Below are 23,839 nucleotides of genomic sequence, written 5' to 3'. Positions count from 1 at the left end.
GCTTCCGGCACCGCCGATGTACCAGCCGCGGCCGTCGTACGGTCCACCGCCACCACTGCCGCCAGTGCCGCCGCCGTGGCACATGCAGCAGCCGCCGTACCGGCCGAAGTCCAACACCGGCATGATCGTCACCATCACCTTGGTGAGTGTTCTTGTCGTGGTCGGCGGGCTGATCGGCGTGCTCGCAGCGGTCGACGGCGGCAAGAGGAAGCCGTCGAGCGTTGCGGATTCCGGCTACGACTATCCAACCGCGACTTCTTCGACGTACAGCGCGACATCGACGCCCACGAGCAGTGCGCGACCGACATCGTCCACATCGGCCACACGGTCGACGCCCACCCAGACCCGGACCACGACCAGCACGCCGAGCGGGCCGAAGCCGGTGTTGCGGACCAAAGACAACCCGCTCTTCGCCGGGGATCACGGCACCAACACGGTGACGTGCAACCTGCCGAAGTGGCAGAGCACCCCGGCCGCGGCGCAGGCGTTCTTCACCGCCGCGATGCCGTGCTTCGAGGCCGCGTGGGCCCCGGTGATGCAACGCGCGAACCTGCCGTATGTCCGGCCGAAGGTCGCTTTCCCGAGCGGAAAGCGCTGGGAGAGCGGGTGTGGCGTGGCGGACTCGACCAAAGAGGACGTCGCGGCGTTCTACTGCAGTCCGGACGTGACCTTGTACATGCCGTTCGAAGGCCTGCAGACCAACGTCAACGGCAACAAGATCGGCGCTTACCTCGCGCTGTTCGCGCACGAGTACGGGCATCACATCCAGGCGATGAGCGGTTCGCTTAAGGCCGCACACCAGGAGTCGTACGAACTCGGCCCGGACAGTGCCGCGGGCCTGGAAATCCAGCGCCGCAAGGAACTTCAGGCCCAGTGCTTCGGCGGTATGTGGTTCGCCGCGGCGTGGAACGGCAAGGGCTCGATCACCGACGCGGTCGTCCGGGACATGATCGCCGACGGCTACACCCGCGGCGACGACAACAACCCAGGCGCACCCCGTGACCATGGAAAGCGCCAGAACTACGGCAACTGGCAGAAGCACGGTTACGAGAAGAACCGTACGTACCAGTGCAATACCTATCTCGCACCAGCTAACAGTGTCAGCTGACGCCCGGGGGGACTGAGATGACACAACCGCCCTATGGACCTGGCTATCAGCCGCCCAGGTTCCCACCGCCGCGGCCGGTCGCGCCGCCGCCACGGCGCATGCCCGCACCGCCGATGTACCAGGCGCCACGGCCTCCGGGGCAAATGCCACCACCACCGCCGCCGTACCGACCGCCAGCCCCGCAGTGGCACATGCCGCCGTCGCTCCCGCCGCGGCGGAAGTCCAACACAGGCGTGATCGTGACCGTCACGTTGGTCGCCGTGCTTGCGGTGGTAGGCGCGTTGACCACAGTTCTCGTGGTGATGGACGACAAGAAGTCGAACAGTGTCGCCGACTCCGGCTACAACTACGAAAGCCAGGCTCCGACGCCTACTAGGACGTACGACCCGGGGCCGAGCAGCGAGGCCATCACTCCCACGCAGCCGCCTTCTGCGGCCTCGTCGACGCCCCGCGCTACGACTCGGACCACGACGACGAGTACGCCGAGCGGGCCGCGGCCGGTGCTCAAGACCAAGGACAATCCGTTGTTCCTCGGCGAGAACGGCACGAACGTCGTGACGTGCAACCTGCCGAAGTGGCAGAGCACGCCGACTGCGGCGCAGGCGTTCTTCACCGCCGCGCTGCCGTGCCTTGAGGCTGCCTGGCAGCCGGTGATGCAGCGCGCGAACCTGCCGTACCAGCGTCCGAAACTGGTGTTCCCCAGCGGAAAGCGGTGGAGCAGCGGCTGTGGTGACGTCACCGAGGGCGAAGCGGCGGCGTTCTACTGCCCTCCCGACGGCGCGATCTACATGCCGTTCGAAGGGCTGAACGTCCAGGCCAACAAGAACATGATCGGCTCGTACCTGTCGGTGTTCGCGCACGAGTTCGGCCACCACATCCAGGCGTTGAGCGGTGCGATGAAGGCGGCGTACCAGCAGGCCTACGAGGTCGGCCCGGACACCGCGGCCGGTCTTGAGATCTCCCGGCGCGAGGAACTGCAGGCGCAGTGCTTCAGCGGAATGTGGTTCGCCGCGGCGTGGAACGGCAAGGGCTCGATCACCGACACGGTCGTGCGGGACATGCTGGAGGACGGCTACCAGCGCGGCGACGACAACAACCCGAGCGCACCCCGTGACCACGGGAAACGCCAGAACTACGGCGCTTGGCAGAAGCAGGGCTACGAAAAGAACCGCACATACCAGTGCAACACCTACCTGGCGCCAGCCAGCAGCGTCAGCTGAGTCTGCCGTACAAATAGGAAAAACTGCCGCCTGCCAGACAGGCTAAGAGGAACAGGATGTACGCCACCGGCCTGCGCGCGTCGCTCTCGCCGGTGGCTGCTTCCGCGGCGTGCACGGTGATCTGGCCGGTCAGCTCGGTAGGGACGCTGACCTCGACCGGCTCGCCCGGCTGGTGGCCGCAGGCGTCCAATTTGGCCTGATGTTCCGTTCCTGCGTGGACGAACGTGACGATTTCCCCGGCGCCGGGGTCGGCACACCCGACGCCGTGGGTGACTCTCGCGGTGATCTTGGTGGAATTGGGTAAGTCCGCGGACAGCCCGAAGAGGCCTGGCGCCGCGAGCCACAGCGTCAAGCTGACAAAAATCCCAAGCAGTACGACAACGGCAAGCCGGACCGCGTCCGGGCGGGCCCGCACAAGCAGGATGATGTCAGACCACAAGCGGGATGGTCTCAGAACCCCGTTTCGCTGTCACCCCGCAGATCGTGTCCACCTTTCCAGCACGCCGTGTCCACCTTTCCGGCACCATGTGTTCCCCGGAGCGCCTTCCAGCCCTGCCAGCGGACTGCCTCTACCATTCCGTGGGTGACCGACCTCTTCGACCACCTCGACGCGTCCGAACTGCCGTTGCGGCAGCAGCAGATCCTGGCCACGATCCAGGACTGGGTTCAGCGCAACGGCTATTCCCCCAGCACCAGGGAGATCGGTGACGCGGTCGGCCTGCGTTCGGCCTCGTCGGTGTCGAAGCACCTCGCGGCACTGGAGGACAAAGGCTTCCTGCGGCGCAGCGCCTCGGTGTCCCGCCCGATCGACGTCCGAATGTTCCTGCAGGAGTCAGCATCGCAGGAGTCAGGCGACTCGGTGCCTGTCCCGGTGGTCGGTGACATCGCGGCCGGTGTGCCGATCGCGGCGGAGGAGCACGTCGACGACATCCTGCAGCTGCCGCGGAACTTGACCGGCCGCGGCAACGTCTTCGGCCTGCGCGTGCGCGGAGACTCGATGATCGACGCAGCCATCTGCGACGGCGACATCGTCGTGGTGCGCCAGCAATCCGAGGCACACTCCGGGCAGATCGTCGCCGCGATGATCGACGAAGAAGCGACCGTGAAGGTGTACCGCAAGCGCAACGGGCACGTGTACCTGGAGCCGCGCAACCCCGCGTACGAGGTCATCGATGGCGATCGTGCGGTCATCCTCGGCACGGTCGTATCGGTCTTGCGGAGCGTCTGAGCCGCCGAGCGCAGCCGCCATCGCGACGACAATTCCCCAAGGGGACCCCTGATTTTCACGTTACCGCAGGGGTACGACAGTTTCGGTCGCCGTTGAGGTTCAGCCTGGTCGCCACCGGGGCAGACCTCGCCGCTGGGTCACACGTTGCCGCCGGGTCAGACCTCGTCGCCCTCGCCGGGTGGGGTGACCTTGCGGACGTACAGCAGCCGGTCGCCTTCCTCGATCGCGTCCGCCTCCGCCGAGTCGACGCGGTAAAGCTTCTTGCCGCGCACAACCCCGAGGACGATGTCGCTGAGGTGCCGCGGTGACCCGCCAACTTCGCCCGGCTCAACGTCTCGTTCGGCGATCGCGAGTCCGCTGTCCGGCGTGATCAGGTCCTCGACCATGTTCACGACGGACGGTGTGTGGGTCGCCATGCCGAGCAGGCGGCCTGCCGTTTCGCTGGACACCACAACGGAGTCCGCGCCCGACTGTCGCAATAGGTGCACGTTCTCCGCCTCACGCACGGCCGACACGATCTGGGCCTTCGGCGCCATTTCCCGCGCAGTCAACGTGATCAGCACAGCCGAGTCGTCACGATTCGCCGCCACGACCACCGCTCGCGCCCGGTCCACCCCGGCGACGCGCAGAACGTCCGACCGTGTGCCGGAGCCGTGCACTGTCACAAGGCCGAGTGCGGACGCGGCGTCCAATGAATTCTGGTCAGTGTCCACGACGACGATCTGGCCGGGCTTCATGCCGTCCGTCATCACGGCGCTGACCGCGGACCGGCCCTTCGTACCGAAGCCGATCACCACCACGTGGTCCCGCACCTTTTTCCTCCAAACTTGGATCTTGAAAGCCTGCCGGGACCGTTCGGTCAGCACCGCGAGGGTCGTACCGACCAGCACGATCAGGAACAGCACGCGCAACGGTGTGATCACCAGGACGTTGATCAACCTGGCCGACGGGCTGACCGGGGTGATGTCGCCGTAGCCGGTGGTCGACAGCGAGACCGTGGCGTAGTAGATCGCGTCGAGCAGGGACAGCCCGTCCTCGTTGACGTCCCGGTAGCCGTCCCGGTCCAGGTACACGATCACGACCGCGGAGGCGAGCGCCAGCAGCGCACCGATCACTCTGCGGACGATCGCCGTGACCGGGCTGACCGAGCCCTCTGGGATCCGGATGACCCCGACCAGCGAATGGTCCGGCCGGTCGGTGAGCCGGTCGGAGGCCTGCAGCCGCCTGATCATGTGCACACACTCCCCAGTGGGACGTCAACGTGCCGCAGACTAGCGTTCGCCCCTTCCGGCGGTGGCTCGTGCGTCGCCCTACCGGCGAGTAGGGTCACCCGCATGACCGATTCCCGGCGCGCGATCCTTCTCGCTGCGATGCTCGGCACCATGGGCACGCTGCACTTCCTCGTGCCGCGCCCGTTCGACCGGATCATCCCTAGGGCGCTGCCGGGCAACGCGAGAACCTGGACGTACGTGTCGGGCGCCGGTGAGCTCGGGACCGCGCTCCTCATAGCCATCCCTAAGACGCGGCGGCTCGGCGGTCTTCTCGCGGCCCTGTTGTTCGTGGCGGTGTTCCCGGGGAACGTGCAGATGGCGTTGGACGCGAAGACAACGCCGTCACGGGTGGTCGCGTTTGCCCGGTTGCCGTTGCAATGGCCGCTTGTCGCGTGGGCGCTACGCGTCCGTGACCGACGGAACTGACCGTACGAGCGCCTTGAGTCCCTCAACATCCAGCAGGTCCGCTGGCCGTAGCGTGTGGTCGTCGCGTACGTAGTGGAAAGCCGCGCGAACACGGTCGACCGGAACGTCGGCGAGCTGCGCCCACGCCAACCGGTAGGCGGCCAGCTGCACGGCCAACGCAGGCAGATGTGCCGCGTCGGGCACGCGGCCGGTCTTCCAGTCGACCACGGTCCAACCGCCGTCATCGTCTGAATACACGGCGTCCATCCGTCCACGCACGGACAGGCCGTCAACGTCGCACGTGAACGGCACCTCGACCTCGTGCGGGAAACGGTCGGCCCACGCGCTGCCGAGGAACGCGGCTCGCAACGCCTCCAGTTCCTCGTCAGCAGCCGCGTTGTCGTCGGCGGCGCCGGGCAGTTCGTCGAGGTCAAGCAAGCGGCCGGAACCGAACCGCCGCTCCAGCCAGGTGTGGAACGCGGTACCCCTGCGCGCGACTGGGTTGGGCGGGAACGGCAGCGGACGGCGGAGCCTGCGGGCCAACGCGTCCGGGTCGGCGGCCAGTTCGACGAGCTGACTCACCGAAAGCTGGCCAGGCAGAGTGATCTTCTCGCGGTTGGTCGCGGCCGCCGCGCGTTCGGCGAGCAGCACGTCCGTATCGCGCTTCCAGCCGTCCGGGTCTTCGTCCTCCAGCGGAAGCAGCAACTGGTCCTCGTCGGGTGGTTTGCCGCGCTTCAGCTTCGCCAGCTCGGCCCGGACCTGGTCGGCGCCGTCGAGCACGTCTTGGCGGCGCTTGCCCAACGGATCGATCGGCCACCGCGCGATCCGTGCGGCGTTGGCGATCGGGTTCTCCTCGTCCTCAGCGGGCGCCGGCGCCCAGTGGTCGACCGTCGCAACGTCCACTTCGGACAATTCGGTGAGGAACTCGGACGGGCCCTTTGGTTTCGTGCCGCTCCGGCCCCACCAGTGCCCGGACACCAGCAAACTGTGCTCCGAGCGGGTCAGTGCGACGTAGAAGAGGCGTCGTTCCTCGGTCAACGCCCGCTCGGCGAAGCCCTCGTTGTGCAGCGCCAAGGCTTCTTCGACTTCCTTGCGGTTCATGTCGCCGGAAAGCCTGAGATCCGGCAGGTCCTCGGCGTCACCGCGGAGCGACGCGGGCAGTTCGGTCACCGCACGCAGCCAGCTCGAACCCCGCCGCTTGGACGGGAAGACGTCCGACACGACGTGCGGGATCGCGACGACCTCCCACTCGAGTCCTTTCGCGGAGTGCACGGTCAGCACTTGCACCCGGTCCTCGGCCACCTCGACCTCACCGGGTTCCAAGCCGTCCTCGGCGTCCTCAGCCGCGGAAAGGTAGTCCAGAAAGGACATCAGGCTGGCCGACGGGCTGTACCGCGCGTAATCCGCGACGACGTCCGCGAACGCGTCGAGGTGCACGCGGGAGATCGGGCCGGGCCGGGCCGAGGCCTCGATGTCCAGCTGCATGGTCCGTTCGACGTCCGCGACCAATTCCGGCAACGACTGGTCCAACCTGCGGCGCAGTTGCGTGAGTTCGCCGCCCAGGCCACGGATGCGGTTGTAGCCCTCGGTCGAGTACCGCTTCGGGTCGCCGGGGTCGTCGAGCGCGTCGACCAGTCCGGCCTGCTCGGCCCGCTCCCCCGGCACCGCGCCCAGCAGCGGATCCACCTGGTCCGGAGCGTGCAGACCAGCCAATTCGGTCGCACGGCGCCACAACGCGGCAAGGTCAGCGGCGGACAGCCGCCAGCGCGAGCCGGTCAGCAGGCGCGTCGCGGCCGTGCCCGCGAGCGGGTCAACGAGCACTCGCAACGTGCTGACCAGGTCACGGACTTCCGGCTCGTCCAGCAGGCCACCGAGGCCGACGACCTCGACCGGCAGTCCACGTGTTCGCAACGCGGTCGCGATGTCCGCCATGTCGGCTCGCCGGCGAACCAGGACCGCGGCCGTCGGCGGCTTTCCTTCGCTTTCCACCTTCGCCCGCCAGCGACTGGCCACCGCGTCGGCGAGCCATTCCAGCTCCGCTTGGACGTCCGGGAACAGCGCGCAATGCACGTCGCCTTCGTTCGCGTCCTCACGCGCGCGCAGCTCGTCGACCTCAAGACCGGCCCGGCGCAGCGGATCGGAGATCGCGTTCGCGAGTTTCAGCACTTCAGGCGGGTTACGGAAACTCGTGAGCAGGCCATAGCGGGTGGCAGGCCGCTTGTCCTGGTTCGGGAAGTCCGTGGTGAACCGGGGCAGGTTCGCCGCGCTCGCGCCACGCCAGCCGTAGATCGCCTGCGCGGGGTCGCCCACCGCGGTGACGGGCATCGGCTCGTCCCGGCCGAACAGCGATCGCAGCAGGATGCGCTGCGCGTGGCCAGTGTCCTGATATTCGTCGAGCAGCACGGCGCCGTACCGGGCACGCTCGCCCTTGACGACCTCAGCATGGTCACGCGCGAGCCGGGCCGCCATGGCCATCTGATCGGCGAAGTCCAGCACGCCGTCCCTGCGCTTGCGTTCGGCGTACGCCTTCACCATCGGCAGCAGGGCAACGCGGAACCGTTGCGCCGCAATGATCTCTTTCAGCTTCTGGGACGGCTCCGCGGCCTGTCTCGGGCCACGCGGCGCGTTCTCGATGATCTGGCAGAGCCGTTCGGCGTGTTCGGCGAGTTTGTCCTCGTCAACGAGATGCTCACCGATCTCCCCGGCCAGGTCGAGCAGGTATTTGGTGATCGTCGCCGGGACGCGGTCGGTGTCCAGGTCGTGCGTCCACGTGCTGACCAGGCGATGGGCCAGCTGCCACGACGAGGTCTCGGTGAGCAGCCGCGCCGCGGGCTCGACCGGCAGCCTGAGACCGTGCTCGCCGACCAGGCGACCGGCGTAGGCGTGGTACGTGAGGATGGTCGGCTCGCCGGTGATCACCGCGGCCTTGCGTTCACCGCTGGGATCCAGCCGGTCCAGCACCCCGGAACCCACCAGCCTGCGCAGCCGGGCGCGGACCCGGTCGGCCAGCTGACGGGCGGCCTTGCGCGTGAACGTCAGCCCGAGGATCCGCTCCGGCACGACCAGGCCGTTGGCGACCAGCCACACCACGCGGCCCGCCATCGTCTCGGTCTTGCCCGCACCCGCACCCGCGACGACCAACGCCGGCTCGGCAGGCGCCGCGATCACGGTCGCCTGCTCGTCGGTCGGGGCAGGCAGGCCCAAAGCGGAGGCCAGCTGCCTGGGGGTCATCCGGTCGTTCACAGCGACCCGACCCTACATCGGCAAACGTCCATTCATTACTCCGTCACCTGCCGTCCGGCCGGGTGCAACGGGCAACTGGTCTTGGCTGGGCAGCGGGGGCAGTCGGGGTTCTCCCTGGCGTCGTAGTCCGGACCGATGCTGTCGGCCGCTGCCTTGCGGACAACCGACAGCCACTCCTGAACAGCTTCCCCCTCGACCGGGTCCTGGACGCGCTCCGCCGCGCCGGTCTTCCGGTCTTTTTTCGCCACGAACACCAGGCGCGCACCACCGGGTGAGGTGTCCAGGCCGAGCTTGACGAACGCGCCATACGCCGCGGCGAGCTGGTACACCGCGAGCTGCGGGTGTTGTGCGGCGTCGTCCTTGCTCACCGGTGTCTTGCCGCTCTTGATGTCGATCACGACCGGGCGCTTGTCCGCGTCGGCTTCCAGGCGGTCGACGCGGCCACGCAGCCGGATCAGCGGCCCGTCGTCCTCCTGCGGCAGGTCCACGGTGACGTCCTCCTCGATCGCGACCTGGGTGAGCTGGGAACGGCTGCCGGTCAGCCAGCTCAGGAACGTGTCGAGCATCCCGTGCACGCGTTGCCGTTCCCGCTTGGAGTACCAGGGCGCGCCCGCGTCGACCTGTTTCCAGGCCTCGTCGAGCTGGGTACGCAGTTCCCTCTCGTTCGCGCCCTCCGCGGCGGCCTGCGCGAGGGCGTGCACCAGCGTCCCGGTGATCACGTGCAGTTCGACGGGGTCCTGGCCGCCGTGTCGTTCGACCACCCAACGCAGCGGGCACTTGGCCAGAACGTCCACTGTGGACGGTGAGACCTTGACGGTCTCGGTCTTCTCCCGCAGCGCGGCGGCGCTGGACAGCTCGGCCAGGCCGTACCAGGAATCCGGGTGTGCGCCCGGCACCCCGGCCTCGGCGAGCCTGGCCAGTTGCTGCGCGGCACGGCGGCGGCGTGGCGCGGGCTCCTCGCCGTCACAGACCACCTTGCGCAACTCGCCGACAAGATCAGCCAGTACGAGCGACCTTGTCCCGGACAGCGAGACGAAGGCGAGTTCCTCGTCCTCGAATTCGGCCAGTTCGCCCAGGAATCGGGACGGCTGTTCCTCTTCCCCACGAATCGCGCTGACCAACAGCCGCCACCGTGCGCGGCTCGCGGCGACCATGAACAACCGGCGTTCCTCGGCCAGCAAAGGCGCGGTCATTGACACGTATTCATACGGGTCCGCGCCGTTCAGCACGTCCACCATCTGTTCGACGCCCAGCAAAGATCCGCGCAGCCGTAGGTCTGGCCACGCGCCCTCCTGTACGCCGGGTACGGCGACGACAGTCCACTCGCGCCCTGCCGCAGCGTGCGCGGTGAGCAACGCGACGGACTCGCCAATCGGCGCCTTCTGGGCGAGGCTGTCGCCCGCGATCTGTTGCGCCGTCAGGTAATCCGCGAACCGGGCGACACCGGCACCGGGCAACCGGTCGGCGTACTTCGCCGCCGCGTGGAACAGGCCGACGATCGCGTCGAGGTCACGATCCGCTTGTGCACCAGCGGTTCCGCCGCGTTCGGCCTGCGCGACCCAACGACGCTCCAGACCGCTGCCCTGCCATATCTCCCACAGCACTTGCTCGACACCCGCGCCGTTGGCGATCGCCTTACGCGCTCCGGCGAGCAACGCGGCCACGCGACGCAGCGGCGCGGCTTCGGCGTCGTCCAACGCGGCGAGCGTGTCGTGCGTGTCGAGCGCCTCGACTAGCAACTCGTCGCTGGAACGGTCCCCGCCCGCGGCCATCTCCAGCCGCCGCAGCCCTCGCCTGAGTCGCCGCAACGCCATCGGATCCGCACCGCCAAGTGGCGAGGACAGCAGCATCGCGGCCACGTCCGCGTCCAACGCCGAACGGTCAGCGGCACACTCGAGCAACGCGAGGAACGGCCGTACCGCAGGCTGTTGCGCCAACGGCACCTCATCGGTCGGGATCGCGACCGGCACACCGGCCGCAGCCAACGCCCGGTACAGCACAGGGATCGACCGTGTCGCGGACCGGACGACCACGGCCATCTCCGACCACGGCACCTCGTCGATCAAGTGCGCTCGTCGCAACTGGTCAGCGACCCAGCTGGCCTCGGCAGCGGCGGACGGGTGCAGCCGCAAAGCCACGTTGCCATCGCGGGGCACGTCCTTGCCCTCGCGGAGCTGACGTTGCGGCCCGGATCCCGGCAACCGGCCGGCTACCCGTCCGACCGCCTCGCGGATCTGAGTGGCCATCCGGTGGCCGGTGGTGAGAACGATTGTGTTGTGGCCACTGGGATCCGCGTCGGCAAGCAGCCGTGGATCGGCGCCACGGAACGAGAAGATCGCCTGGTCGGGGTCACCGGCGAGGACGAACTCGGCCGACCCCTCGGCCAGCGTGGTCGCGAGTTGGTACTGCAGCGGATCGAGGTGCTGGGCGTCGTCGACATAGAGGTGACGGACCCGCAAACGCTCCCGGTCGAGCAATTCAGCGTCGGTTTCGAACGCGACCAACGCGCTGTCCACCAGCTCGGCCGCGTCCAGCGCGGGCCCGCTCGCTTGCGCCACACCGGTGTCGGCCGCGCCCGCGAGCAGGGTGACCTGTTCGTACTGAACACCGAACCGGCCTGCCGCGACCCATTCGTCCCGCCCGTACTGCCGCCCGAGCGCCGCGAGATCCCGCGGCCCCACGCCGCGCTCGGCCGCACGCAGCAACAGGTCACGCAGCTCGTCGGCGAAGCCCGGAAGGGCCAGCGCGGGCCGCAGGCGCTTCGGCCACTTCGGCGCGCCTTTCTCCAAGTCACCCTCGAGCAGGTCACGCACGACCGCGTCCTGCTCAGGCCCGCTCAGCAACCTCGGCCCAGGCTCGTCACGCAATGACGCCTGCAACCTGAGCACGGCGAAGGCATACGAGTGGACCGTCCGCACGAGGGGTTCGCGGGCTGTTCGCATTCCGCCGTCGGTGAGCAGGCCGGTGATATGCGTGCGCAAGGCGGTCGCCGCGCGCCTGCTTGCGGTGAGAATCAGCACGTTCTCCGGATCGATGCCGTCCGCGATGCGCTTGGCCGCGAGCTCCGCGAGCAAAGTGGTCTTGCCCGTACCGGGGCCACCCAGCACACGACAAAAACCGCCTGCACCACCCTCGAGCAGCTGGGTGGCCGCATCGTCCCAGCTCAGACCCGCGCGAGGATGGCGCGGAGCCCGGACGAGGAGCGGCGCGGACTTCGTCACCACGTCACGATGGAATCACGGCCCACCGACAATCCCCGCACCGACACCCCCGACCTGGGCAGTTGATCATTCAGGTCTCCGGCAGGTGATCGACTTAGACCGCACCGGCATCCAGGCAGCCCCCGCCCGTCCCGAGCAAGGTTCGGCGATATTCGCGCCAGGTGGCAAACGTCATTCCCAGTTGCCGGTCTATCAATGTGATCAGGACTTTTTTCGGGCATAAAAACAGCCGGTTGGCACAATTGTCACCCGTTCGGCCGAGAGATATCCGGTGCACCATCCTCCGGAGTGACCGAACCGCCGTCCGGCCGCAGACCGAAGCGCCCACAAGGCCCAAGCCGGGCGCTGTGACCCGGCAAAACCGCCCGTCAGAAATCGTTGCACTCTCAAGCATTCCGATATCGCCAATGATCGACTGAAAACTCGCCGTTGTGGCATGTAACAACCGGACATCCGGCGACGAACCCCTAGGTGCCGTCGCGCCCTTTATCGATCATTAGCTGCCCGCCCTGCAACTGGGAGGCTCATGCCCGGCTGAGCGTTTCGCGCCTTGTTCCACTTATTGGGAATAAATCTTCATCGCTTCGCGAGTGGCGCGCTCGCCATGCCGCCATGCCGCCATGCCCGAATAACAACGCCACTAGAGGGGTCCGTCCATGAAAAGGATCAGGACACGGGTATTACCTGTCCTGTTAGCAGCCGCTGTGACCGGTTCCGTCGCCACCCCGCCAAGCAGTGCCGTACCGAGCGGCGGGCATGTCGAGCACGCGCACGAACATCCGCTGATCCGAGCAGCGGTCGCCAGACCGAAGCAGTCGCCCCCGCCGCCCAAGCTGCCGGTGCTCAACGGGCCGATGAGCTCGGCGGCACCATCCACGTCCGCGGCGAACGCGACCACGAAGGTCGCGCTGAGAGTGCTGGTCATCGCCAGTTCGTCCACTGATTTCGGCTTGCCGACGTGGAAGTCCACGCTGGAGCGGATCGGCCAGCCGTACGACGTGATACTGGCCAAGAACACCACCCTCCGGGCGAACATGCTCGTGAACAATGACGGAACGGCGAAATACAGCGCCGTCCTGCTCACCGACAACGCGCTGATCAGCGAAGGGACCAGCGCCTTCGATCCGGCCGAATGGGCCGTCCTGTGGTCCTACGAAAGGACACACGGGATCCGCCAGGTCTCCTTGTACACCTCATACGGCACATTTCCGGAGGACTACTGCCTGCGGGAAGGCAGCGAAGGTCCGATCAGCACACCGGTACAGGCCGCTTTGACCCAGGCCGGATCCCAGTTCTTCGACTATCTGAAGGCCTCGGCGCGAATTCCGATCACCGAGGCCTACGCCTACCGCTCACGATTGCAGCCGGGCTGTTCCGCGCAGGCGCTGCTGACTTTGGGCAACGACGTGCTGGGCGTGACTTCGACGACTGCCGACGGGCGGGAGCGTGCGGCGCTGACGTTCTCCTCCGGCGAATACCAGGTGCACACCGACCTGCTGGGCTACGGGCTGCTCCGCTGGGCCACGAACGGTGTTTTCATCGGCGAGCAGCGGCACTGGCTGAACGTGGACGTCGACGACTGGTTCAACTACACCGCGCACCTGTACCCCGACGGCCGCCTGGAGACCAACCCCGGCTTCCGGCTGTCCGGCCCGGAGGCGTCGGCCACGCACGCACAGCAGAACTCGCTGCGCGACAGGTATCCGCTGGCCGACGAGTTCAACCTGAACATCCCGTACAACGGCGGCAACTTCATCCCCACCGCACCGTCCCGCTGCAGCGCGATGAACACCCCTGACCCGCTGAGCAGCTTTTCCCGGTGCGAGGCCAACAACTTCCGGTGGATCAACCACACGATGCACCACCCGGCGATGGACTTCACCCCGTACGCCGAGAACGTCGCCGAGATCCGCGACAACCTCACGGTGGCCCGCGACGCCGGGCTCGTCGTCCCCACCGAGATCCTGAAGACCGGTGGTTACTCCGGACTCGGTGTGTACTCGACCGCCCCGAACGGCCCGCTGAAGGACTTCGGCCTGACCGGGTCCAACCGGGAACTGCTGCGGGCGGCGAAGGACCTCGGCGTGAAGTACTTGCACGGCAACATGTCCTTCGAAGGCCATCAGCCGCCGTGTTTCAACTGCGCGATCCCGCACCCGTTGGAGCCCGCGGTGTCGGTCGTGCCGGACTGGCCGGTGAACATCGGCTACCAGGTCACCACGCCCGCCGAGCAGACCTATCTGTACAACAGCCTTTACGGCCCGAACGGCCAGTTCCCGACGCACCCGCGGAACCTGACCTATCCCGAGATCCTCGCGCTGGAAGCCGAAGTCGGTCTGTCGCACGTGCTCAGCGGATCGGTGTACGCGCACACCTTCCACCAGGGCAACGCACACCACTACGCGCCGGGCAAGAGCCTGATCTTCGACTGGGTCGAGGAAGTCGTCCGGCAGTACAACAGCTTCTACCAGGTGCCGCTGAAGGGCCCGGACTGGAGCAAGCTGGCGACCTACTCCAAAGCCCGCACCGCGCACTTCAACGAGATCAAGGCCGGACCGGACGCGGTGTGGGACCGGCTGACCAACATCGTCACGATCAACGCCGACACGACCGGAACGCTGTTCGTCACCGGGGCCAGCCTCGCGACCGTGCCATCCGAGCGGTACGGCGCGGACCTGATCTCACAGGCAAGCGTCCGCCCCGGCTCCCAGATCCTGCTCGCGCAGCCGACGAGGTAAGCAGATGAATCCACGCCGGCTGGGCCGAAATCTGCCCATTCCGTTGCTGATCATTGTCGCGCTCGGGCTGGTAGCGGTCACGTTGTCCAGCCCGTCGGGACTCGGCCCGACCACGAGCACAGCAACCACGGCAGATCCTGTGCTGCCTGAACAGCCGCCATTGCCACGCAAACAACGAGTCCCGGTTCTGACCAAAACAGTCGACACCGCCTCGATCGACTCGGGACCTGGCACACGCGTCGCGTTGCGGCAGTTGGTGGTGGCGACGGACGCGGAGGATTTCGGCCTGGCCGCGTGGAAATCAGTCCTCGACGGGATCGGCACGCCGTATGACGTGTTGCTGGCTCGGACCGAACGGCTGGACGCCGGCCGGTTGGTCCGACCGGATGGCGTCGGCAGGTACAACGCGATCCTGTTGACCAACAACGCCTTGCTCTATGCGAACAACGGTAGCTATCACAGTGCGTTCGACGCTCCACAATGGAAAGCACTGTGGGACTACGAGCGCGAGTTCCAGGTTCGCCAGGTCGCGCTCAACACGTTCCCCGGACAGACCCCGGAGGACTACTGCCTGCGTCCGGTACGTGAAGGAGCCGTCGGGACCAAGCCTGAAATGGCGTCCATCACGGGTAACCGAATGTTCGACTATCTCAAGGACGACGCCAGGATCCCGATCACACAGTCCTATCTGTACCGGGCGAGACTCGGCTGCACGGCCGAGCCTCTGCTCAAGGTCGGCGATGACATCGTCGGCGTGATCAGCAAAGCGCCCGATGGCCGGGAACGAGCCGCGGTCACGTTCTCGCTCGGCCCGGACGCCGTGTCGACAAAGCTACTCGGACCGGGCCTGGTCCGCTGGGCTACGAAGGGCGTCTTCGTCGGCGAACAACGTTATTGGTTCGGCGTGGACGTGGACGACTGGTTCAGCAGCACGCTGCGCATGCGCGCGGACGGCACCCAGGACGTCTACCGGCTGACCGGCACCGAGGCCGCCGAAGTCGCCAACCAGCAGAAGAAAGCGCGGCAGAACCATCCGCTGGCGAAAGACTTCACGCTCAACCTGCCTTACAACGCAAGCAAATTCCATGCGCGGGCGCGATGTGGTGACGACACCGCCGAAACGTTGAGCAGCTACACCAAGTGCTTGGCCGACGAGTTCCGGTGGATCAACCACACCAGCACGCACCCGCAGATGAACGACACCTCCTACGAGCGCAGTCACACCGAGATCCGCCGTAACCTCAACGATGCGGCGATCGGCGGGCTGAAGGTGCCGCACAACATCCTCAAGACACCGGAGTACTCCGGTCTCGGCGTCTACAACCCGGATCCGCTGTCGCCGGATCCGCCGACCGACTACGGACTGGGTGGCTCCAACAAGGAAATGCTCAGGGCGGCAAGCGATCTCGGCGTTCGCTACGTCCAGGGCAACATGTCGTTCGCCGGACACCGGCCGTCGTGTTCCAACTGCGGCATCTACCACCCGTTGCAACCCAACGTGTTCGTAGTGCCGGACTGGCCGACCAACATCGCCTTCGAGGCGGTCACGCCTGAAGAACAGACAGCGCTCTACAACGCTGAATACGGCGAGCACACTTACGACGCGATCGTCAAAGGTGAAGCCGAAGTCGCGTTAGGACACGTGATGAGCGGCTCGGCGTACGTCCACACACTCCACCAAGGCAACCTCCACCAGTACGCCACCGGCAAGAGCCTCGCGTTCGACTGGATCGACGCCGTGCTCGCCGGATACAGCTCGTACTACCGGGTTCCGTTGAAGAACACCGACTGGACCACGTTGGCGAACTACGTCGAGAACCGCACGGCACATTTCGCGCAGCTCACGCAAGACGCGATCTGGAACCGTGTCACGAACGCGGTCACCTACACGCCCAAGAATCACGGATCCCTCTTCATCACGGGGATCGAGACGAGGGAGGCAACCGAAGGAGACCAAAAAGGACCCGACGAGGCCGAGATCTACGGCAGTGACGCGATATCCCGGGTCGGTGTGACCGCGGGCCAGGCCGTCACACTGACGGCGAGTCCCCGCCCATGACCTCGGCCGAACGGGTAATCCTCCCGAAACCAGCGGCTACGCGCAGCCTCAAGATCGCGTTGATCTCCGAGGGCGCGTACCCGTTCCACCCCGGTGGTGTCAGCCTGTGGTGCGACCAGTTGATCAACGGCATGCCCGAGCACCGGTTCACCGCCGTCGCACTGACCGTGGACGGCTCCGAGCGCAGCACATGGGCGGCTCCTGAAAACCTGGCCGAGGTCGTGAACCTGCCGTTATGGGGTGAACCGCCGGAGGAAAGGCGAAAACTCCGGGGGTTCGCCGGGATCCACGCCTCGTTCCTCGAAGCACTGCGGCCACCGGGAAATCCGGACGCGTTGCTGGCCGTCTTACCCGACATGTTCCGGTACGCGCAGGCTGCGGACCTCGGCAAAGCGATGCTGTCCAACGATGCCATCGACCGGTTGATGACGCTGTGGACCGAACCGCTCAGCCTGCGTGACGCGTTAACCGCGGCCGATTTGCTGGAACACATGCTGCGGCCGTTGTCCTGTGCCCCGATCCAAGCCGACATCTGTCATCTGTCCATGAACGGTCTCAGCGCACTGGTCGCGATGGCCGCGAAATGGACGTACGGCACACCGATCCTGATGTCCGAGCACGGCGTGTACCTGCGGGAACGCTATCTCGGCATCGTCAACGAACCCGCGCCGCACTCCGTGAAAGTGCTGCTGCTCAGCTTCTTCCGGGCATTGGCCGGCGCGGCCTACCGAGCGGCGGACATGCTCGCACCGCACTCCAGCTACAACCGTCGCTGGCAGCTGCACAACGGCGCGGACGCCAGCCGCATGCGCACGATGTACAACGGAATCGATCCCGCCGACTTCCCGCCGGTCGAGCACGAGCCGGACGTGCCGACGATCGTGTTCGTCGGCAGGATCGACCCGTTGAAGGACCTGCACACCCTGATCAGGGCGTTCCACCTGGTGCGTACGGAGATCCCGGGCGCACGGCTGCGGATGTTCGGGCCGGTCACTCCGGCCAACGAGGGCTACCACGCCAGCTGCGTCAGTCTGATCGACGAGCTGGGGCTCGGCGAGTCCGCGACCTTCGAAGGCCGGGTTCCCCGGCAGATCGACGCTTACCACGCGGGGCATCTGGTCGCGTTGACCAGTGTGTCCGAAGGGTTCCCGTTCACCGTCGTCGAATCGATGTCGGCAGGCAGACCGCAGGTGTGCACCAACGTCGGCGGTGTGTCCGAAGCGGTCGGTGACGCCGGATTCGTTGTCTCGCCGCGTGATCACGCAGCCGTCGCGCGGGCGTGCGTCAAGTTGCTCACCGACACGCCGTTGCGACGCAAGCTCGGACGCGTCGCACGACAGCGGGTTCTGGAGAACTTCACCTTGCAGCAATGGAATGACAGCTACCGCGGCATCTACAGTGAGCTGGTGACTCGATGAACGAGATCGAGGCGGTCGACGAGCTCGCGAATCGCGTCGCACCGATGGTCGGCCGCGCGGTCGACGAACTGCAGATCGCGGCGGTGCTGGAAAGCCAGGGCTTCACCGACCAGGTCGCCAGGGAACGCTACGGCGTCAAGGATGTCTTCGCCTTGGCGAGCGTGGTGTACCAACGGCTGCCGCGGGACGTCGAAGCCCCCTTGGACGAGCAACGGGCACGCAGGACGTTCCGAGTCCTGTCGCATGGACCGCTCTTCCTGTTGCCCAGCCTGAGCTACCCGGCCGTGTACGACTGGCTCGGCGGCCTGACCATGGTCCGTGGCCTGGTGTTCACCACCGGGATCGGCTGGTGGTGGGCGATGGGTATGAGCCTCGTGGCCTATCGCTTGCTCGGCCATGGTCTCGACCATGCGGCCGCACGATCGTTACGGGTTCTCGGCGGCACCGGGCTTGGTGTCGTTGTCGTCGGATCCGCCGTGATCGACCAGCGGTTGTGGGTGTTCTGCCTGGCACAGATGGGCTTCCAGGTCTCGTCCTGTGTCATGGTGATCTACAAAAGGGAAGCACGGCTCGCGTTGCTGATGATTCCCGCGTGTGCCGGCGGGGCGGCGCACTTGCTGTTCGACGTGATGCTCGTCGCGCTCGGTTGCGGCCTGCTGTCCACTGTACTCACGTTGACCATGTCGTGGCGCGAGACGGGCCGGGCACAACCCGATGTACGGAAACCGCCGCGGATGCCCATGTTGCTGCGGCTGACCGGGCCGAGTGTGGCGTATTCGGCCTTGTGTGCGGCGTTCCTGCTGAACACCGACGCACGGTTCGTGCTGGCCGATCTGGATCTCGGACTGGCGGTCGCTCCGCTCGTTCTCGGCATGGGTGCCGTGGAATGGCGGGCGCACCGGTATTCCGAGCAGGCGCTGGACGAACTGGACCGCAGCCGTAGCGTCACGGCGTTCCGGCGGGCCACGCAACGGCTGCTGATCCGAGAGCTGGCGTACTGCCTGGTGTTCCTGGGCTGCATCGCACTGCTCATGCTCGGTGTGCTCGCCCAGTTCGGCCTGCTCACCACCCGGGGTTCGCTGCTCGTCGACGCCCACGTGGTGCTCGGTGGCGTGTTCTTCCTCGGGTTCGTACTGATGCGTTACGAGGGACTGCGGTGGCTGCTCGCGATCATGCCGGTCGTGATCAGTGCCAACGTGATCGTCAACTACATGGTGCCCGGTCACGAAATCGCGGTGTTCCTCGTCTGTTGTGCCGCCTTGCTGGTGCTGTTCCTGCTGACCTCGCTGGTGTCCGCCGGTGAGGTCCGGCGCTACCGATGACCTGAAGAAGGAGGGTTCCACTATGCACGCGGTGATACTCGCTGGGGGGCGGGGAGTAAGACTGCGGCCATACACCACGGCGCTGCCGAAACCGTTGGTGCCGATCGGCGAGGAGTACGCGATCCTCGACATCATCATGCAGCAGCTCAGATCGCAGGGCTTCACCCGCGCGACGCTGGCGATCGGCCACCTCGGCTCGCTGATCCAGGCGTTCGTCGGGGACGGTTCGCGCTGGGGGATCGCGGTCGACTACTCCGAAGAGGAGTCGCCACTGTCCACAATCGGCCCGCTGCTGAACTTCCTCGACCAACTGCCCGAGCACTTCCTGGTGATGAACGGGGACGTGCTGACCGATCTGGACTATGTCGCGTTGCTCAACCACCACACCGAGACCCGTGCACCGTTGACGATCGCCACCTACCAACGGCAGGTGAAGATCGACTTCGGCACGTTGGAGACCTCGGACGGGCGGATCGTGCGCTTCGTCGAGAAGCCGACGTTGTCGTACGGCGTCAGCATGGGTGTCTACGCGATGTCTCGCAAGACACTCGCGCCCTATCCGCGCAATGTCCCGTTTGGACTGGACGAGCTCGTGCTCGATCTGCTGGCCAAGGACGAACCGCCCGCGGCGTACGACTTCGACGGGTACTGGCTGGACATCGGGCGGCCGGACGACTACGACGAAGCCAACCGGGAATTCGAGCGGCTCCGTCCGATCCTGGTACCGGAGGCACTGCGGTGAAACGGGTACTGCTCTTCGGCGGCTCGGGGTTCCTTGGCGGTCACGTCGCCGCCACGCTCGACGGCCGGGCGATGGTCGTCCAAGCAGGTCGCCGGTCCGCGCTGCGCCACGACTTGATCAACGACGACGTGGCGAAGCTCATGGCTCTGTTGCGTGAGGTCAAGCCGGACGTCGTGGTCAACTGCACCGGCCTGTTATCCGGCTGCGCCGCGGAACTGGTTTCGGCCAACGTGCTCACGACCGCGTACCTCCTCGACGCGATCGGTGCCGTCGCTACCGGAACCAGGTTGGTGGTGATGGGATCGGCAGGCGAGTACGGCGTGGTCCCCGCGGGAATCCCGGTTTCCGAAGACAGCCCGACGGTTCCCGTTGCCACCTACGGGATCACCAAACTGGCGAGCACTTCGATGATCAGCTCGGCGGATCTGGACGCGGTGTCGTTGCGTGTCTTCAACCCGATCGGGCCCGGTGTCGGCGCGGACACCGTGCTCGGCCGGGCAGCGGCGAGTATCCGCACGGCACTGCGGGACGGCCGGAACAAGATCTTGCTTGGCCCGCTGAACTCGTACCGGGACTTCGTGGACGTCCGGGATGTGGCGAGTGCGATCGCCACTGTCGCACTGGCCGACGAGGTCCCGCACCGGGTGCTGAACGTCGGAAGTGGACACGCGGTACTGATCAGGGACGCGGTCAAGCTGCTGGCCGAGGTCGCCGGGTTCACCGGCGAGATCTCCGAAGCCGACCCGCCGGTGCACCGGTCCGGCGCGGTGACCTGGATCGCCGCCGACATCAGCCGGATCACCGCACTGGGCTGGCGGCCCGAGCACGACCTGCACGCCTCGGTCCGTGCACTCTGGTGAAGGACATCGTGAGTGTTTTGGCCGGTTCTGACCGGCCAAAACACTCACGAGCTTTGACCAGGCAGGGTGCCCAGATCGCGGGTGCTCACAAAACAGGGCATGCCGAAGCGGGCCGCGCGTTCGCGGGCGTACTCCGCCAACCGCGGCGTGTCCGCGTAGTCGAGGGCGAACACCTCGACGTCCAGGCCGAGCAACATCTCGGCGTAGCGCGCGTGGACGTCAAGCACGTCCGGTGGCCACGGCGCATATCCGCCGTCGAGCCAGCGGGACGTGAACGACTCGAACAACACCCCGTCGACAAAGTCCGCCAGCTGCGGCAACAGGCCGAAGCCGCGGTTGGCCAACAGGTAGTCCGGATAGGACAGTTCACGGATCGCGGCGATCAGTGTCAGCAGATGCGGCAGGTCCTGCGGGTAGGTCAGCTCGATGTTGAGCGTGTCGAGGAAGAAGCCCCGGAACCCGATCCGGCGCATGTCGCGTGCCCTGTTCAGGACGTGCTCGCTCCACCCGGGATGTCCGACATGGACGAACTTGCCGCCCCAGTCCGGGTTGCGGTCCTCGCGTTGCCACTCGGCAGGCGGTCCCACGTCCTCGGTCAGGGACAGATAACAGAGTGGCTGCACGCCACGTACCACAAGCGACGCGATGTCCTGTTCGGAATACGCGTCGCCTTGCAGCACCACACGGTCGAACGCGACGAGCCGATCGATCTGGTTCGTTCCGTAGTAGAACGCGATCGGCCCGCCGCGCTGATGGTTCACGCGTTCCCGCGATACCATTCGAATGTCCGCCTGACTCCTTCTTCCAATGACACCGCGGGCTCGTATCCGGTGAGCGCGCGCAGCTTCGTCAAGTCCGGGCATCTTCTGGCGACCGAACCCGCCGGTGCGTCTTCGACGTCCAGCACCGGGTCGTGCTCGGCGATCCGCAGGACCAGCTTGGTCAAGTCGCCGATGTTCGTCTCCTCGTCGGTTCCGATGTGGACGATCTCGCCGGAGACCTTGGCCATCGACAGCAGCATGGCCGTGACCGCGTCGTCGACGTAGCAGAACGCGCGGTACTGGTCGGTGCCGTAGACCTTGAACGGATCCTCCCGGCGCGCGGCCCGCAACGACAGCTCGGGGATCACGTGGTCCGCGCCCATCCGAGGACCGTAGACGTTGTGGAATCGTCCGATCACGAACTGAAGGCCCTTCGCGCGTCCGATGTGGACGACCGCTTCCTCACCGATGAGCTTGCTGGCCGCGTAGGCGAACCTCGCCGCCGTGACATCCTCGATCATCACCGGCACGGTCTCGGGGGTCGGCACCTGAACGATCCCCGCGGTCACACCACCCGCGTAGATCTCACTGGTCGAGGCGAAGAACAGCTTCTCCTCCGGCCGGATCCAGTCCAAAGTGTTCAGTACGACCATGGTGTTGACGCGAACGACCTTGCCCGGGTCCTTCTCGACATTGCGGACGCCGACGACCGCGGCCAGCAGGTACACCTGGTCCCAGTCGTGCGGGATCTTCTGGTACGCCTCGGGGTCGGTGAGATCCGCCGAGATGACCGGCACCTCGAGCGCGGCGAGGTCGGGATCGTCGCGGCCGCGGGAGAAGTCGTCGACCACTGTGACGTCGTGCCCGTCGGCGAGCAAGCGCCTGGTCAAGTGCAGGCCGATGAACCCGGCGCCGCCAAGGACGAGCACCCTCATGCCGGCACCTCATATCCCAGCGCCGCGTAGTGCACGCCACGGGCAGTGATCTTGTCCGCGTCTAGGATCCGCCAGGAGTCGTAGACGACCCGCACGTTCCCGCCTCGCAGGAGTGAATCGATGTCGATCGCCTTGTAGTCCGGGTGGTCGGTGATCACCAGTACCGCTTCGGCTTCCTGGAAACCGTCGGCGAGCGTGACCGGTTCGCCGCCGTATTCCCTGATGACCCTGGGCAGCACGAGTGGATCGTGGCCGAGCACCCTGATCCCGGCTTCGGTGAACACCGGCATCATCGACGCGATCGGGGTCCCGCGCATGTCGTCCGTCGGCGGATGTCCTTTGTACGCCCAGCCGAGCACCATCAGCGTTTTGGCGCCGTTCATCAACTCGACCATCTTGTGTGCGACGTGCACCGGGGTCTCTTCGTTGAGCGTGCGGGCCGCGGCGATCAGCTTCGGCACGTAACCGTTGCGCTCACCGCTGGTGAGCATGATGTACGGGTCCTTCGACAGGCAACCGCCGCCGACGTAGCCGGGCTTGGCGATGTCCGGTCGTGGATAGTCGATGTTGGTCGCCCGGATGACTTCGAGCGGGTCGAGGCCGAGCCGCTCGGTGAGCATCGCGACCTCGTTGCCGAACGAGTAGATCACGTCCGTGTGGCAGTTGTTGGTGAGCTTCACCAGCTCAGCAGTCTCCACAGTGGACACCGGAACGACCTGCGCGGCCAGTTGCGCGAACAGCCGGACACCCAGTTCCCGGCTTTCGTCGTCGAGACCGCCGACGACCTGCGGCAACTCGACGAGTTCACGCAAGGCCTGGCCTTGGATGGTGCGCTCGGGCGCCATCACCAGCCGCGCGCTCCCCCACTTCTCCACCAGCGGCGGCAACACGACTTCGCGGCTCGCGCCGACCGGGACCGTGCTGCGCACGACCACCAACGTGGTCGGCGCGCACCGATCGGCGACATGCTCGGCCGCGGCGGCGAGATTCTTCAGCCTGGGTTCATGGGTCCTTTCATCCACAGGTGTGGACACGCAGATGATGGCCGCGTCGACCCCGCCCTGCGGCAGTTCGCGGGAGATGAAGATGTTCTTGTTGATCAATTCCGTGAACGTCTCGGTGACGCCCGGTTCGAAGATGTGCGGTTTTCCCCGCGACAACGATTCGAGTACCAACGGATCCGTGTCGACACCGTGTACTTCAAAGCCCTTGCGGGCCATCGCAGCCGCCAGCGTCAAGCCGACATAGCCCATTCCAACGATGCCGATTCTGCGTAAATCCGGCATGTGAACAGTCACGCTCACTCCT

18 protein-coding genes are annotated in these 23,839 nt (G+C 66.4%); 10 read left to right on the top strand and 8 right to left on the bottom strand.

Annotation, left to right across the window (positions count from 1 at the left end; translation table 11 throughout):
• The first annotated feature begins 16 nt into the window (after positions 1-16).
• Complete coding sequence (locus B9C43_RS26850; RefSeq protein ID WP_051894900.1) at positions 17-1,108, top strand: neutral zinc metallopeptidase; 1,092 nt, start codon at positions 17-19, stop codon at positions 1,106-1,108.
• A 46-nt stretch (positions 1,109-1,154) separates the two neighbouring features.
• Here B9C43_RS26850 and B9C43_RS56880 read toward each other — a convergent pair whose 3' ends face one another.
• Positions 1,155-1,358, bottom strand: a complete 204-nt coding sequence (locus B9C43_RS56880; RefSeq protein WP_160096713.1) for a hypothetical protein — start codon at positions 1,356-1,358, stop codon at positions 1,155-1,157.
• On the opposite strand from B9C43_RS56880, the gene B9C43_RS26845 reads away from it, so the two are divergent.
• On the top strand, positions 1,348-2,328 hold the full coding sequence (locus B9C43_RS26845) for a neutral zinc metallopeptidase (protein ID WP_160096711.1): 981 nt from the start codon (positions 1,348-1,350) through the stop codon (positions 2,326-2,328). The genes B9C43_RS56880 and B9C43_RS26845 overlap by 11 nt on opposite strands.
• On the opposite strand, the gene B9C43_RS26840 is transcribed toward B9C43_RS26845, so the two are convergent.
• The gene (locus tag B9C43_RS26840; protein WP_143446598.1) at positions 2,321-2,743 is read right to left on the bottom strand and encodes a hypothetical protein; all 423 of its coding nucleotides are present in this window, start codon (positions 2,741-2,743) and stop codon (positions 2,321-2,323) included. The two genes, B9C43_RS26845 and B9C43_RS26840, sit on opposite strands and share 8 nt — an antisense overlap.
• Before the next feature lie 168 nt (positions 2,744-2,911).
• On the opposite strand from B9C43_RS26840, the gene lexA reads away from it, so the two are divergent.
• On the top strand, positions 2,912-3,556 hold the full coding sequence (gene lexA / locus B9C43_RS26835; protein ID WP_235038848.1) for a transcriptional repressor LexA: 645 nt from the start codon (positions 2,912-2,914) through the stop codon (positions 3,554-3,556).
• A 155-nt stretch (positions 3,557-3,711) separates the two neighbouring features.
• Here lexA and B9C43_RS26830 read toward each other — a convergent pair whose 3' ends face one another.
• The gene (locus tag B9C43_RS26830; protein WP_033380737.1) at positions 3,712-4,788 is read right to left on the bottom strand and encodes a potassium channel family protein; all 1,077 of its coding nucleotides are present in this window, start codon (positions 4,786-4,788) and stop codon (positions 3,712-3,714) included.
• A gap of 102 nt (positions 4,789-4,890) precedes the next feature.
• On the opposite strand from B9C43_RS26830, the gene B9C43_RS26825 reads away from it, so the two are divergent.
• Positions 4,891-5,253 (top strand): DoxX family protein, encoded by a 363-nt coding sequence (locus B9C43_RS26825; protein WP_084429762.1) that lies wholly within the window; start codon positions 4,891-4,893, stop codon positions 5,251-5,253.
• On the opposite strand, the gene B9C43_RS26820 is transcribed toward B9C43_RS26825, so the two are convergent.
• The gene (locus tag B9C43_RS26820) at positions 5,227-8,463 is read right to left on the bottom strand and encodes an ATP-dependent helicase (protein ID WP_084429871.1); all 3,237 of its coding nucleotides are present in this window, start codon (positions 8,461-8,463) and stop codon (positions 5,227-5,229) included. The two genes, B9C43_RS26825 and B9C43_RS26820, sit on opposite strands and share 27 nt — an antisense overlap.
• Before the next feature lie 47 nt (positions 8,464-8,510).
• Positions 8,511-11,699 (bottom strand): ATP-dependent helicase, encoded by a 3,189-nt coding sequence (locus B9C43_RS26815; protein WP_407657123.1) that lies wholly within the window; start codon positions 11,697-11,699, stop codon positions 8,511-8,513.
• A gap of 701 nt (positions 11,700-12,400) precedes the next feature.
• On the opposite strand from B9C43_RS26815, the gene B9C43_RS26810 reads away from it, so the two are divergent.
• From B9C43_RS26810 to B9C43_RS26785, 6 genes are read left to right on the top strand one after another with little or no spacing between them, the layout of a single operon-like run.
• Complete coding sequence (locus tag B9C43_RS26810; protein ID WP_143446597.1) at positions 12,401-14,434, top strand: Agd3-related carbohydrate-binding protein; 2,034 nt, start codon at positions 12,401-12,403, stop codon at positions 14,432-14,434.
• A 4-nt stretch (positions 14,435-14,438) separates the two neighbouring features.
• Positions 14,439-16,493 carry an Agd3-related carbohydrate-binding protein gene (locus B9C43_RS26805; RefSeq protein ID WP_084429760.1) on the top strand — a complete coding sequence of 685 codons (2,055 nt, stop codon included), beginning with the start codon at positions 14,439-14,441 and terminating at the stop codon, positions 16,491-16,493.
• The gene (gene pelF, locus B9C43_RS26800) at positions 16,490-17,911 is read left to right on the top strand and encodes a GT4 family glycosyltransferase PelF (RefSeq protein WP_084429759.1); all 1,422 of its coding nucleotides are present in this window, start codon (positions 16,490-16,492) and stop codon (positions 17,909-17,911) included. Before B9C43_RS26805 ends, pelF begins: the two co-directional genes overlap by 4 nt.
• Complete coding sequence (locus B9C43_RS26795) at positions 17,908-19,233, top strand: hypothetical protein (RefSeq protein WP_084429758.1); 1,326 nt, start codon at positions 17,908-17,910, stop codon at positions 19,231-19,233. The genes pelF and B9C43_RS26795 overlap by 4 nt, the downstream gene beginning before the upstream one ends.
• A gap of 22 nt (positions 19,234-19,255) precedes the next feature.
• Positions 19,256-19,975: a nucleotidyltransferase family protein gene (locus tag B9C43_RS26790; RefSeq protein ID WP_033380743.1), complete on the top strand. Its 720-nt coding sequence runs from the start codon at positions 19,256-19,258 to the stop codon at positions 19,973-19,975.
• Complete coding sequence (locus B9C43_RS26785) at positions 19,972-20,835, top strand: NAD-dependent epimerase/dehydratase family protein (protein ID WP_084429757.1); 864 nt, start codon at positions 19,972-19,974, stop codon at positions 20,833-20,835. The genes B9C43_RS26790 and B9C43_RS26785 overlap by 4 nt, the downstream gene beginning before the upstream one ends.
• A gap of 44 nt (positions 20,836-20,879) precedes the next feature.
• Here B9C43_RS26785 and B9C43_RS26780 read toward each other — a convergent pair whose 3' ends face one another.
• From B9C43_RS26780 to B9C43_RS26770, 3 genes are read right to left on the bottom strand one after another with little or no spacing between them, the layout of a single operon-like run.
• Complete coding sequence (locus B9C43_RS26780) at positions 20,880-21,596, bottom strand: endo alpha-1,4 polygalactosaminidase (protein ID WP_200825697.1); 717 nt, start codon at positions 21,594-21,596, stop codon at positions 20,880-20,882.
• On the bottom strand, positions 21,593-22,531 hold the full coding sequence (locus B9C43_RS26775; RefSeq protein WP_084429755.1) for an NAD-dependent epimerase/dehydratase family protein: 939 nt from the start codon (positions 22,529-22,531) through the stop codon (positions 21,593-21,595). The genes B9C43_RS26780 and B9C43_RS26775 overlap by 4 nt, the downstream gene beginning before the upstream one ends.
• Positions 22,528-23,829 carry a nucleotide sugar dehydrogenase gene (locus tag B9C43_RS26770; RefSeq protein WP_235038847.1) on the bottom strand — a complete coding sequence of 434 codons (1,302 nt, stop codon included), beginning with the start codon at positions 23,827-23,829 and terminating at the stop codon, positions 22,528-22,530. The genes B9C43_RS26775 and B9C43_RS26770 overlap by 4 nt, the downstream gene beginning before the upstream one ends.
• Positions 23,830-23,839 lie beyond the last annotated feature (10 nt).

Source organism: Kibdelosporangium aridum, from assembly GCF_900176515.1.
Taxonomy (GTDB): domain Bacteria; phylum Actinomycetota; class Actinomycetes; order Mycobacteriales; family Pseudonocardiaceae; genus Kibdelosporangium; species Kibdelosporangium aridum.
The sequence above is the reverse complement of the archived record's forward strand: the minus strand, read 5'-3'. Positions and strand labels throughout refer to the sequence as shown.

Coding starts and splice junctions, on each gene's coding strand:
- B9C43_RS26825 (WP_084429762.1), top strand. CDS start 4,891: ATGACCGATTCCCGGCGCGCGATCCTTCTCGCTGCGATGCTCGGCACC.
- B9C43_RS26830 (WP_033380737.1), bottom strand. CDS start 4,788: ATGATCAGGCGGCTGCAGGCCTCCGACCGGCTCACCGACCGGCCGGAC.
- B9C43_RS26795 (WP_084429758.1), top strand. CDS start 17,908: ATGAACGAGATCGAGGCGGTCGACGAGCTCGCGAATCGCGTCGCACCG.
- B9C43_RS26820 (WP_084429871.1), bottom strand. CDS start 8,463: ATGACCCCCAGGCAGCTGGCCTCCGCTTTGGGCCTGCCTGCCCCGACC.
- B9C43_RS26805 (WP_084429760.1), top strand. CDS start 14,439: ATGAATCCACGCCGGCTGGGCCGAAATCTGCCCATTCCGTTGCTGATC.
- pelF (WP_084429759.1), top strand. CDS start 16,490: ATGACCTCGGCCGAACGGGTAATCCTCCCGAAACCAGCGGCTACGCGC.
- B9C43_RS26775 (WP_084429755.1), bottom strand. CDS start 22,531: ATGAGGGTGCTCGTCCTTGGCGGCGCCGGGTTCATCGGCCTGCACTTG.
- B9C43_RS26850 (WP_051894900.1), top strand. CDS start 17: ATGTACCAGCCGCGGCCGTCGTACGGTCCACCGCCACCACTGCCGCCA.
- B9C43_RS26790 (WP_033380743.1), top strand. CDS start 19,256: ATGCACGCGGTGATACTCGCTGGGGGGCGGGGAGTAAGACTGCGGCCA.